At 58.2% G+C, this 14,474-nt stretch carries 1 protein-coding gene; it reads left to right on the top strand.

The genetic code is table 11. The features are described from left to right. Positions 1-37 precede the first annotated feature (37 nt). Positions 38-14,464: an SDR family NAD(P)-dependent oxidoreductase gene (locus tag AC1RO0_RS28855; protein ID WP_498595977.1), complete on the top strand. Its 14,427-nt coding sequence runs from the start codon at positions 38-40 to the stop codon at positions 14,462-14,464. Positions 14,465-14,474: the final 10 nt, after the last annotated feature.

Here is a 14,474-nt window from a genome sequence, read left to right as displayed (position 1 = left end):
CAATCCGCAATCCAACACAATTACAAAGGTGTTTTTCATGGCACGTTTTTACTCCGACATCTTCTGGCAAGTGGAACAAGAGCTCCTGACGCGCGAAGAGGCGCTCGCGCTTCTGCGTGACTATCAGTCCTCTGGTTGTGTTGCGGAGACCGGAGACGTCCGGTGGGTGCGGCAGCATGGGCCAAACCAGACGGGCAGAATGTTGCTCTATTGTGTTTTGACGGGACGTGAAGGCCTCATTGCCGATCGAACGGCCAACGGCACGCGGATTCTACAGACGGCCGATTGCCTGGAATTGATCCGAGCCGCCGTTCATATATCAGGAACGGACCGGCCGGGCTTCGAACTGAAAAACATCAGCCTTGAACAGCCGCTTTTCCTGGAAGAAGAGGACGAGCGTCTTCTGGTGGTAGCGCTGACGGCGGAGGAGGGCGATGCGGTTGGCTTCACACTGGCCTCGACATCTCTATCGCTCGCTGACATCGCGCGAAAAATCGAGAATGACGAGCTGCTACGAGGCCAATCACTGTCTTGGCCATCGGAGCTGACCGTCCATTACACGGGCGGATATTGCCCCGAGGTTCTTGAAGCAGCGCGGAAGAACGAATTGCTGCTGGCTCGTCCCGTCTGGCGTTCGGCGTCGATGAAAACCGGAAGACCGGTCGAAGACCAGTCGAGCCACCATCGCATTGTTCTGTTCGGGGACTTCGGTTCCAGCGGCGTCACGCATCAGACCGCGGACCTGGTGCATGCGTTGAAAGCATGTTGGCCCGTCGATATCGCTTTGCCAGAGATAGAGTCGCTCGGGCTTGAGGGTGAAGGGTTGACCGATCGCTTCACCGACGGGAGTCTTCGCCTGAAGACTTACCTGCAAGATTATTTGTCAGCGTCACCGCAGACGTCGACTGTTCTCCATGTGGTTGTCGACGGAGCATCGCTCTTTGCACGAGGCGCGCATGCGATGTTGTTATGTGTCGCGAAGGAGTATCCGACGCTGACACCTCGGATTGTCTCGTGGGATGCCGGGTTGTCCGTCACGGAGATGGCCAGGGTTTTGGCCGACGAGGCTATACACGGCGACATGGATTATGTGCGCTACGCTCCCGAGCGTGCCGGCAAGCACTGGGAAGCATTGGCTATCTCGGAAGGCAAGCCGGCGCATAGCTGGCGAGATGCGGGTCGCTATCTCATAACCGGCGGCATGGGTCATGTCGGGCTGACCTTTGCGCGGGACATTGCACAGACCGTGGACTCACCCTGCATCATCCTCCTGGGAAGGCGCCCGCTGAGTGCTGCGGAGGACGCCCAGAAAGAGGCCATCCGGTCGCTGCGGGCATCCGGAGCCAAGGTTTTCTACTACAGCGTCGATATCGGCGACGAGCAGGCCGTCCAAAATCTGATTGCCGGGATCGAGCAGGATCACGGCCCATTGCATGGCGTTTTGCATGCAGCAGGTGTGATCGAGGATGCATTGTTTGCGGAGAAGGCCGCGGACAGCTGGAAGCGCATCATGCGTCCGAAGGTCCATGGCACTGTAAACCTCGACAAAGCGACCCGGCATATGCCGCTCGATTTCTTTGTCCTGTTTTCATCAGGTACCGCCGTGTTTGGAAATACCGGCCAAGGCGACTATGCCGCCGCCAACGCCTTCATGTCGGAATACGCGGCGCAGCGGCAAATCGAAGTGGTGCACGGGCACGCGCGCGGTACGTCACTCTGCATCCATTGGCCACTTTGGGATGGCGGCATGGGAGTGTCTGCCAGCCGGGCTGAGCGCATGTATCGCGAGACCGGGATGAGTTCGATGCAGGCAGCGCAGGGCGTCGAGGGGTTTCATCAAGGTTTAATGGCGGGTAGCACCGAGCTGCTGGTCGCCGCCGGCGATAGGCACAGGCTGGCACAACAGCTCACGCAGGAACGGGGTGGGGGCGATGTCCAGCCGCATGCCGAACCGGGCGACGATCCGATACTGCCGATCGACAATTCCGCGCAACAGCACCGAGACGACGCTGCGCTTCTCAATACCGTCAGGCGCCATCTTCAATTAATCGTCGCCAGCACCTTAAAGCTCTCGATGCAGCAGCTTCGCACCGATCAACCGCTCGGTCAGTACGGTGTCGATTCCGTCGATACGATGAAAATGACGCGGGAGCTCGAGAAGATCTTCGGAACGCTTCCGAAGACTCTGTTCTTTCAATATCCCACCGTGGATGAGCTGGCCGGATATTTTGCGGCCAGTTATGCGCCCCAAGTTGAAATGCTTCTGCAGCAGACGTCGCCCACAGCACAGAAGCGCACGCCGCCAGTCGAGGTCGGGCGAGATGGTGGTACTTCAATACCGTCTCCCAAGGAGATCGCGCAACCCAAGTCACCGAGCATCTCCGCGTCGTCGAACGGCCTCGTCGGACACCGCGAGGACATAGCGATCATCGGTCTGTCGGGGCGTTATCCCATGGCAAGGGATATCATCGAGTTCTGGGACAATGTGGCCAATGGTGTGGATGCGATAACCGAGATTCCGGAAGATCGCTGGGATTGGAAGGCATTTTTCCGATCGGAGGGCGGCGATCGTCCGGGCGCACATGCAAGCAAATGGGGCGGTTTCATTGCCGGAATGGATGAATTCGACCCATTATTCTTCAACATAGCCCCCAGTGAAGCGGAAATGATGGACCCGCAGGAGCGGTTGTTCCTGCAACACGCCTGGATGGCGCTGGAAGACGCGGGTTACTGCCGAAGTTCGCTTGCCCAGGCGCGTCGGCAAAGCGAAGCTGCCGGTGGCGAACCCGGCAGCGGGGACGTCGGGGTTTACGCGGGCGTCACGAGCAGCGAGTACATCCATTGCACGAACAACGATCCCGAGCAGTTGGTTGGCAGCAGCTTCGCCGGTATCGCCAACCGCGTATCGTATGTGCTTGATCTGCGCGGCCCCAGCATGACTGTTGATACGATGTGTTCCAGTTCGCTGACCTGCCTGCATCTTGCCTGCCAGGAACTGGCGTCCGGCGGCATCGATATGGCGCTGGCAGGTGGTGTCAATCTGAATCTGCACCCCAATAAGTACCATCTGCTGAGCCGCGGTCACTTCATCTCGGTGCGCGGTCGCTGCCATAGTTTCGGCGCGGAGGGCGATGGCTATATTCCATCGGAGGGCGTTGGCGTGCTGTGCCTGAAGCGCGTGGCTGATGCCGAGCGCGATGGCGATCATATTTATGCGGTCATCAAGGGGAGCGCCATCAACCATGGTGGCAAGAGTCAAGGCTACAGCGTGCCGCAACCGCAACGCCAAGGGGATGTCATTCGTCAGGCATTGAAGCAGGCGCAGCTCGATGCCCGCGCAGTGAGCTATCTAGAAGCGCATGGAACCGGAACCTCGCTCGGCGACCCCATTGAGATTTCCGGGCTAAGCCAAGCCTTCTCCAAGGACACGCGGGAAAAGCAATTTTGCGCCATTGGATCGGTCAAGTCTAATGTTGGGCATTGCGAAGCGGCGGCGGGCATTGCGGGAGTCACCAAGGTGATCGGCCAGATGCAAGCGGGGCAATTGTTCCCATCGCTACATGCCGAGCAGCTGAATTCCCATATCGATTTTGCGAGCGGCCCATTTTCCGTCGTGCGCGCGCGGCAGGACTGGCAAGGATGGGAGCAAAAGCGTATCGCCGGCATCTCTTCCTTCGGTGCCGGCGGATCGAACGCTCATATCCTTTTGCAGGATTATACTCCACGGGCGGATGTGCCTCCGGTTGAGCCGGCTGACGTGAATGGCCCTTTTCTTATTCCACTCTCGGCGCGCACCCCGGAACAGTTGATCCTGCAGGTTCGCCAACTGATCGACTATCTTGAACATTGCGAGGAGGCCGGCGGCGATAAGCGCGAAACGGCAAGGTATTGGATGCGCCCGCCCGCCGATCTCGCAAGCATTGCCCATACGCTGCAAGTTGGACGTGAGCCCTGGGAAGAGCGCCTGGCGGTGATCGCGCATTCCCGTGAAGAGCTTCGCGCGTTGTTGGAAGGATATCTCGCGAGGAAACCGAACGAGCTGAAGGTCTTTTCCGGCGGCAGGGCGGCGGGAAGCAGGCTGCTGCCGTTGCTTACGAACGATCAAGATATTCACGAACTAATCGATAGCTGGTTTGCCAAGCAGAAATACATCGAGTTGCTGACGGTCTGGACAGAGGGTGTGGATCTGGACTGGACTCGTCTATATGCCGAGGCGGGGCGTGGGTGGTGCAAACCTCGCAAGACCAGTCTGCCCACCTATCCATTTGCCGACGAACGCTATTGGCTTCCAGCGCGGGAAAACCAGCTTCGAGCCGAGGCCAGCTCCGACGCCGGTGAGGTCTTCCAACAGGCGACGAATGTAGACGCTCCCGCCGACTCCAGGTTGGCCTTCATGGTTCCCGAATGGGAAAATTTGCCGCAATTGCAAACCGTCGACGGGATTGCTCGTTGCAGCACCCATGTGTTTCTTTGCGGTTGGGCCGCCGACGACGCCAAACGACTTTCCCTTCAATGGACGGATGAGCCTTGCCAGATCATAGCGTCCGCTGCATTGCAGATCGATAGGTCATTTGTCGACATCGCGTTGCAATTATTCGTCGGCTTGAAAGCTTTGTTGGTAGGCGATGCCAGGTCGTCCGTGCGCGTGCAGGTGGTCGTACCTGCCCATCATTGCGGATTGTTGTCAGCTCTCGAAGCCATGTTGCGCAGCATTGCCATGGAGCATCCGGCATTTGTCGGGCAGGTGGTGGAGCTGGAATGCGACCTGACGAAAGACGACGTATCCGATCTGTATAAGCAGGTTTATCGCAGCCGGAATCACGCCGACGTGTCGTTGGTCCGTTATCGCGACCGCCGGCTTATGCGACGCGTGTGGAGGGATATGCCGGATACGACCGCTGCGGACATGCCCTGGCGTGAGAACGGTGTTTATCTCATTACCGGCGGAAGCGGTGCGCTGGGCTCGCTTCTGGCGCAACAGTTGGGCGATGATGCTCCATCCCTCAAGCTGATACTGATCGGTCGCCGTTCCGGCTCCGAGTTTGCGGATAGTTCTGCGGGGGCCATCCTGACACGGATGCAGGACCGGGGCGTCGATATCGAATACCGTTCGGCAGATATCACCCAGCTCGCTGCCTGCGAAGAGCTTATTGCTGCGGTCGAGCAGGAACACGGTGTCATTCACGGTATATTTCACGCCGCCGGCGTAACGCGTGACGCTACCGCGCTGCGCAAAACCTCCGAGGAATTCACCGATGTCCTGGACCCTAAGGTGGCAGGCACGGTGAATCTGGATCTGGCGACCCGTCATTTGAACCTAGACTTTTTCGTACTTTATTCCTCCTTGGCCGGCGCGATGGGCAATGCCGGCCAAAGTGACTACGCGGTGGCCAATGCCTTCATGGATGGCTACGCCGCCTATCGAAATCAGAAGTGCGCTGGTGCTGCGTGCCATGGCCGGACGATCTCCATTAACTGGCCCTGGTGGAAGGCAGAGGGGATGTTTCTCAATGAGCACGCTCAGCGCGTGTTGCGAGAGCAGATCGGTATGCAGCCGTTGGAGATCGGTGAGGGCATGCGCGCGTTGAAAGTGGCGCTGGCGTGCGGCAGCGAGCAGCTCATGGTAATCTACGGCGATGTCGAGAAAATGCACAGGGCGATCGCCATCGGATCGCACGACGACCAAGGGTCCGAAACCAATGCGTCGGATGAGGTCGACACCGAAACGGTCAACGACAGCCAAGTTCCCCTGTTGACGACCATCACCGACAGGCTGCGCGAGTTGCTAGGGCGCCTTTGCAAACTGTCGCCGCAGCGTATCGACCCGCGTGCTCCACTCGAAAATTACGGTGTGGACTCGGTGAAAATCATTCATCTGCAGCAAGGGCTCAGCGAATTCTTCGCCGAGGTTAGCTCTGCCATGCTGTACGAGCACGCGACTCTTGCGAGCCTGGCGGAATATCTGGTGACAGAGTACCCGGATGAAAGCCGTGGTTGGGCCAGAAGCAAAGCGGCGCCGTCACCCAAAAAAGCGAAGCAGCCAGTCGTAATTGCAAAGCCCACCATCAGCATCTCTGCGCTCCCGATCACTCCGCAAATCAACCCCGCCGCGGCCGCGGCCATGCTGGATGAGGGCGGTGACAATGGCCCTATCGCCATCGTCGGTATCGCGGGGAGATATCCGAAGGCTGCCAATATCGACGAATACTGGCGGAACCTAGCCGCCGGTAGGGATTGCATCGATACCATTCCCCTCGATCGCTGGTCTCTGGATGGTTTTTTTCTGCCGGGCAAGGAGGAGGCCGCGCGTGAGGGCAAGAGCTATAGCAAGTGGGGAGGATTTATCGATGGTTTCGCGGACTTCGACCCGCAGTTCTTTTCCATTTCTCCCCGTGAAAGCTATCTGACTGATCCCCAGGAACGTCTTTTCCTTCAATGTGCATGGGAGGCGCTGGAGGATGCGGGCTGCAGCAAGGAGGCCCTAGTTCGGGATTACGGCAAGCGCGTCGGCGTATTTGTCGGTGCGACGAAGACAGGCTTTGAACTATACGGCCCTGAATTCTGGCGCCAGGACAAGGTGTTCTTGCCGAGGACGTCGTTCAGCTCCATTGCCAACAGGGTGTCCTTTTGCCTGGATCTGACGGGGCCAAGCCTTGCGATAGATACGATGTGCGCAAGTTCGTTGGTCGCTCTCCATGAGGCTTGCGGCCATCTGCAACGCGGCAGTTGTGACCTCGCTATTGCCGGAGGCGTAAACTTATATCTGCATCCGTCCAACTACGTTGTGCTGTGCTCTGCACACATGTTGTCGAGCGAAGGTCGCTGCAAGAGCTTCGGTGCTGGCGGAGACGGATTTGTTCCGGGAGAGGGCGTCGGCGCGGTGATCCTCAAGCCGCTGGCGCGGGCGCAGCGGGATGGCGATAGCATCTATGCGATCATTCGCGGTAGCGGCATCAATCACACGGGAAAAACACATGGCTACATGGTGCCCAGCCCCACCGCTCAATACGCCTTGATCAGCGAGACATTGGCGAAAGCGGGATGCGATGCCGATTCGATAAGTTACATCGAAGCCCATGGTACGGGCACGGCACTGGGAGACCCCATCGAGTTTCGCGGCATAACGCGTGCGTTTGGTGCAAACGGGGTCGAGGACAAGCGTTATGCGCTGGGCTCCGTAAAGTCGAATATTGGACACCTGGAGGCCGCGGCTGGCATTGCAGCCTTGACCAAGGTCGTCTTGCAACTCCGCCATCGAAAACTGGTGCCGACTTTGCATAGCCGGGAGACCAATCCCGAGATCGATCTGGCAGGCTCGGCTTTCTTTCTGCCCCATGAGCTTCAAGACTGGCAGGTGGATCCGGCTACACAATCTCCGCGCCGTGCAGCCATTTCGTCTTTTGGCGCCGGTGGCGTGAATGCTCACCTCATTGTCGAGGAGTATGTCGATACGCGCACTATGGCGGCCGGTTCGTCCAGGCCGGCCGCACCAAGTATGTTTGTTTTGTCGGCCAGGACCGCGGATCGCCTCGATGCATATCTTGATCGGTTGATCGAGTTCCTGTCCCATGGCGATTGCGAGATCGCCGACCTCTGCTTCGTTCTGCAAACGGGACGTAGCGCGATGCCTGAACGTTGCGGTTTCATCGCTCATTCGACGGAAGAACTGCTCGAGGCCTTGCGGTCCCACCGGCAAGGGATGCAGGTTGCCAGGCTCTACCGGCAGCGTGTCGGGGAAACCATTCCCGCAGGCGATTGGCAGACGTCGTATGCGCAACGGGATTTCCAACAGATCGTGCAGTCCTGGGTACAGGGCGCCGAGATCCCATGGCAGGATTTCTATTCGTCGCTTTCACCGGCAGAGCGTCCGCGCAAGATGCGCCTACCTAATTATCCCTTCAAACAGCAACGCTTCTGGCTGGATACGTTGCCCTCTCACATGGCCCTTGGGTCTTCCTTGGTATCCGAGAAAGGGGCGGAACGACTGCCGCCAGCGTCAACGGCTGCGCTCTCGAGCCCTAGACACACTCTTGCGGTGAACGATCGGAGCAAGGCGGATGCCGGCAAAATTCGGCTGCAGCCTGCGGGAGAGATGGCACTAGCCAAGAGCGAGACAGTATCGAGGATGATAAGCTTGTCGGACCCGGCTTCCAGCCTGTTTGTTGCCGAAGCGCATTCAGTGGCGGCGGGAGATCATCTCGCAAGCCACCTAGTTTCGCCCGGCACGGTCAGATTGACGATGCAAGGCGAGAACAACGCGATAGCGCATGTACACCTGGCCTCGCAGGGCAGCGCATCCGAGCTGGTTACAGTGCTTACCGACATATTCCAGCGTTCTCTGAACGCCGTCCCGGGGAGTGCTGAAGGCGCTGTCAAAGCCGTGATCCTGCACGGCCCCGAATCAGGACTGCGCCATCACCTGTCCGACCTTGCCGCGGATGAAATGGATGGTCTGGTCGCGGCCATGCAAAATTCACCGTGGGTAATCTTCTCGGCATTGCATGGGGATGCCGTCGGCCTGGGCTGGTTGCTTGCAACAGCGAGCGACCTGCTGGTCGTGGATGCCGCTAGCCATTACGGCTACGGAGTTGATATAGCCGGACTGTCCGCATTCGTCCGGCAACTCCTGAAAATACGTTTCCGCGATCGCCCTGCCACCTTAAGGATGCTGGCGGGAGACGTGCTGAAGGGAAGGCAGTGGCAGTCGAAGAGCATTGGCCTGCATGCCGTTCCAGAGTCCGAAATATCGGAGCAGGTTTCCCTTATTGCGGAAGCTTTGCTGAAAGCAGGGGATACCGGAAACTTACTCAAGGCGCATTGGAAGCGGGTTTTCTCTCCTGGCGGCGATGTCTCGCGCTATCCAGTCTGGCCGAGCCTGCCCAACCTCTCTTCCGAGCCCGTTGCCGTCTCGAGTGCTTTGGACCTCGGTCAGCCTGTGCCGCTGCCATATCACTCCTTTAAACTTTCCATCAACGGCAGGGGGATTGCGACCCTTCGACTACAAGACCGGACGACAAAGAATGCCCTAACCGGGGAGCTGATATCAGCCATGAAAGAGGTCATGGCTTGGGCGGAGAATACGCCGGCATGTAAGGTTCTGATCATCACCGGCTATGACACCTATTTTTGCACCGGCGGTACACGGGAAGGGCTGCATGCCATTCAGCAGGGCAAGGCGAAATTCACCGATGCCAAATTGTATGAGCTGCCTTTGAAGTGCTCGATCCCGATCATTGCGGCCATGCAGGGTCATGCCATCGGAATAGGCTGGTCGATGGGGCTCTTTTGCGACGCCACGCTCTTTGCTGAGGAAAGCGTCTATCACTCCCCGTATATTTCCTATGGTTTCTCGCCGGGCGCGGGATCGACCTTGGCTTTCCCGATGCGGTTTGGCCTCGATCTGGGGCGGGAGATCCTCCTGAGCGCCATGCCATACAAGGGACTACAGCTACGTCAGCGACTGCCGGGATTAGCGGTATTTCCCCGCAAGCAAGTTCTGGCGCAGGCTCATGGCCTGGCTGAGCAATGGGCAGCACAGGGGTCACGCGAAGTTTTAATTAGCAAGAAGCAGCAAAGGCTTGCGCCATTGGTGCAGCAATTGTCGGCGGTGGTCGCTGGCGAGCTCGCGATGCATGAAAAAACATTCTACCACAACCCGGCCGTCGCCGTCCTGATCGATAGTGAATTCGGCCTGGGTGTTGAAGGGGCGGCAGGAGAGCAGATCCCTGTGGTGAGTGCTGCGAACGAAACCAGGCGACGTTTGGATTCGGTGCTGAAAACAACCCTCGCATCTGAAATTCAGCTGGCGGTGGATGAGCTAGACGAGCAGGCAAGTTTCGCGGATCTCGGATTGGATTCTGTCACCGCGGTCACCTGGACCAGAAATCTCCGGCAGCAATTGTCCCTAGAGCTTTCACCGTCACAGATCTATCAGTATCCGAGTCTGGCGAAGCTTCTGGAGTATCTTCTCGGACAGACGTCCCTATCTGCGGAATCCGTCGGGGAGTCGGCGATAGTGCAATCGCCTGTCGTGGAGAAGATCAGCACCGTCGCTCCGACGTCGTCTCGCTTGCCCGCAATCGCCCAGATCGTCGTGCAAAGCTTGGCGAATGAGCTCCAACTCGATGAGCACGACATGGATACCCAGGCGAGTTTCATCGATCTGGGGCTGGACTCCGTCACGGCTGTCATCTGGACCAGAAAGCTGAACGTCCATCTGTCGACGACACTGTCTCCAACGCAACTTTACCAGCATTCCACCGTCGCGGCGCTCACGCGATATCTGGAAGGTGGCGCGGCGCCTGTGGCAGCTTCTTTCGACCACGTGCCGGCCGATGCGATACGGATAGAAGACGGTGCGTCATCAATGGATACGGGAAAGCCCGATTTGTCCTCACCACTGATCGCCGTGGGTGTCGCAAAGGAGACGGTCCGGTCTTTTGATAGTGCGGGCGTCGTTCGAAGCTTGGCCAAGGAACTGCTGCTCGATGCGGTGGACATCGATCCCCATAGCAGTTTCGTCGATCTGGGCTTGGATTCGGTGACGGCCATAACTTGGTCGAAGACACTGGCGGCGGCCTATGGGGTCGAGCTGCGTGCCAGCCATCTCTACCAGTTTCCGAACGTGAAAGCGCTGACGGCCTATCTTTCGACGGTCTATGTCGGAGCGGGTTCCCCGGAGCTGCTGTCCGGCGGTGTGTCGTCACAAGACAATACGACCGATGGCACAGCGGAACTCAGTGCTTTGCCTGAACCCGCCCTGCATCGGACCGAGGCCGCCGCTTCGTTTGAGACGGAGGTGCCCTGCGGCAATGTCGAATCCACGAAAAGCGATTTTCCCCGGAGCAGCACGGATATCGCGGTTATCGGCATGGCTGGCCGCTTTCCCAAGGCAGCCGACATTGATGCCTTCTGGCGCAACCTCATAGAAGGCATCGATTGCATCAGCGAGATTCCCGAGAGCCGATGGTCAACGGAGAAATTCTACGATCCCGACCCTCAAGCCAAGGGCAAGACGACCTGCCGCTGGATGGGATTGTTAGAGGAGGTCGATGCGTTCGACGCGGAGTTTTTCAGCATCTCGCCGCGCGAAGCCGAATGCATGGATCCGCAGCAGCGGGTGTTCATGGAAAACTGCTGGCATGCCATAGAGCACGCCGGATACAATCCTTTCGGCTTGGCAAACCAGCGTTGTGGCGTTTTCGTTGGTTGCGCGACTGGAGATTACGCCAGCCTATGCCCCAGCGAGGAAGCTGGCGCCCAGGTGTTCACCGGTGGTTCGAGCTCGATTCTTTCCGCCAGAATGCCTTATTTCCTGAATCTCGATGGGCCTTGTTTGGCCATCGACACGGCCTGCTCTTCGGCATTGGTCGCAGTCAACGAGGCATGCAACAGTCTGTTGCTCGGCAATAGCGATATGGCCATCGCAGGCGGTGTGTGCGTAATGGCTAGCCCGACATTGCATATCCTGTCCAGCAAGGCTGGCATGTTATCCCCCCAAGGGCGTTGCCGCACCTTTGACAATGCGGCAAATGGTTTTGTCCCTGGTGAAGGAGTCGGCACGGTCGTCCTCCGGCGTCTGGAAGACGCGGTGGCGCAAGGAGATACGATCTACGGCGTCATCCGTGGATGGGGAACCAACCAGGACGGTAAGACCAACGGCATCACCGCACCGAATCCTGAAGCGCAACGGCGGCTTACCAGCGAAATTTATCGCCGTTTCGACATCGATCCCAAACAGATAAGCCTCGTGGAAGCCCATGGCACCGGAACCAAGCTGGGTGACCCGATCGAAGTCGGAGCGCTGAGCGAGGCATTCAACGAGTTCGGGGCAGGGACCGGCTACTGCGCGCTTGGCTCCGTTAAAAGCAATATCGGCCATCTGGCCCTCGCGGCGGGGGTCGCCGGGCTTATCAAGGTGCTGCTAAGCCTGCAACATCGGCAAATTCCACCAACGCTTCATTGCGACACCGTCAACGAGCATATCGACCTCGATAGGTCGCCCTTCTATATTCCGCGAGAGGCGCGCGAGTGGGATACGCGCGGTGAGAAACGCATGGCGTGTGTCAGCTCCTTCGGTTTCAGCGGCACCAACGCCCATCTGGTGGTGGAGGAATATCGTCCAAAGACACTTCCGAACATGGAAGTCCGTGGGGATGGTCCGCAGCTTGTTGTCCTGTCGGCAAGACGACCCGAGCAGCTGAAGGCCAATGCGAGCCGTCTGCGCGACCATCTGGTTGCCCGCAAGGAGACGGGAGATCCGCCGGATTTGGTGGATGTCGCCTATACGTTGCAGACGGGGAGGGTGGGTTTCAAGCATCGTCTCGCCATTGTGGCTTCTTCCATAGGGAATCTGGTCGATTGTCTCGATCAATGGCAAGAGCGCCAAAAGGCTATCGACAACCACAATACGCTGGGTCAGAAGGGGGTTTATGAAGGCATAGCATCTCTATCGAGCGACCCCGAGCGGTCTGCGCAGATTCGAGAGGCGCTGATTGGCGGCAGCCATGATCGCGCCGCTTCGCTCTGGGTTGCCGGAGGCGACTTCGATGCAGATACCAATGCTTTCGGGAGCCTGCACCCACATCGTATTGCTCTGCCGGGCTATGCCTTCGCAAGGCATCGTCACTGGTTTGGTCGCGAGACGCCTATTGCCGGGATTGGCGCGCAGGCGAAGCCGAATGTTCATGCCCCCCCCTTGGTCAAACATATCGAGAGGCCGAAGGAATTAGCCGAAAAGACGGGAAAAAGAATAGCCGTTGTCGGGGCCGGACCAGCGGGTCTAGTAATGGCGAAGTCCCTGCTCGAAGAGGGGCATAGGCCGGAAGTTTTCGATAGGCAGCCCGATCTGGGCGGTGTCTGGTTGCTTCGCTCGGAAAACAAGCAGGCGGGCGCCTATAAGAGGGTCCGTTTCCAGACTTCAAAATATACGAGTGTCTTTTCGGACTTCAGCGGGCCTTCCGGCGGCGGGCATTTTTATGGCGTTTCGGACATGCAGCGCTATCTGAGAGCCTATGCAGAACATTTCAACTTGTCTCCGCATATACGCTACCGCACCGAGGTGACGAAGATCGTCGCCTGCGCCGACCGATGGCAGGTGACGGTCAAGCGAGATGGCGAAATCCGCACGGATATTTATGATGGAGTTGCTCTTTGCCAAGGCTTGTTCTGGAAGCCTTGGCAACCAGATTTTGCCGGATTGTCGAGCTTCCGGGGGCAGGTCATGCACTCTGGTTCCTACTTCGACGAGGAGTGCCTGCGCGGCAAGCGCGTGCTGGTCGTCGGAAACGGCATCAGTGGCATGGACATTGCGGAAGATGCAACGAAAAGCGCCAGCAAGGTCTATTGGGCCATGCGCCGCCCGAAACTCATCATGCCGCGAATGGCCGGTTTCGTGCCGAACGATTTTCAATCGCCCGCCAGCCTTCTCGCGGACGGTGATCCGGCGCAAATGCTGGAGCGCATCCGACATTCGATGCCCGACTACTATCGTCAATATCAGAAGAGCGGATTACTTCCCAATCTGGATGAGTTCCGGGAACAGCCGGTCGTCCAGATCAATGACGGGATTGTCCAGATGGTCGCGAATGGTCAGGTGGAAGCCATCATCGATGAAATCGACGAGTTTCAACCCCAGGGATGCCGCTTCAAGCACAGCCAACGCGAGCTTGACTTCGATATCGTGATATTCTGTACCGGATACGCTAACGGCGAATATTTGGATTCGCTACCCGGCGTGTCCATGCAAGACGATTTCGCCATGGGTATCTTCCACAGAGATAATCCGAGCTTGGTATCCACATCATGTCCGCTGGGGATCGCCTATTCCGGTACCTTCTTTTTCCCCGAAATGGTGGCTCGCTGGTACGCACGGGTGATGTCCGGAAGCTATCGCTTGCAAGACGGCGAGCTGAACTACCATCTCGACCGCCGCCACGGCGCCGTTATGGGGCCTATCGCCAGCCTCGTGTTTGGCCTGAAGCTAGGACTGTTGCCCGATCCCAAACGTGAGTTCAAGGCATTTTGGCAACTCCTGAACCTGCCATCCTTTCCTCAAATCTACCGCCTGCGGGGCGAGCATTCCGATCCCGAGGCTGCGAACCGTTTGCAGGAATTACGGAAGCTTAGCTTGACCAATGGAAAGCAGACCGCCGCGCTTGAAGCGGTCAAGCATCGCATCCTCGCTGGCTTCGATGACGTTATTCTGCGGGATCTGTTGAGGCGTGGCGAAATTGAGGAACGCGATTACCAGAGCGCCGGCGGATATGCGACGCGACCGATCGTTTTCGACTGGCAATCTCAATACGTCATGCGCGGGGACGCCGCCGCCCGATCCGATCCGACCCCCCCGCATGACGCTCCGAGTAACCGTGCCGATGAAGGGGATTATTACCGGAAGCTGTTGAGGCAGCTGAAGACTGGCGAATTGGACAATCAAGGCCTGCTGAAAGCGCTGGCGATATAGGAGTATTGAT

It is taken from the genome of Rhizobium sp. GW821-FHT14E12 (assembly GCF_058803745.1).
This window is presented reverse-complemented; position numbering and strand designations above follow the sequence as displayed.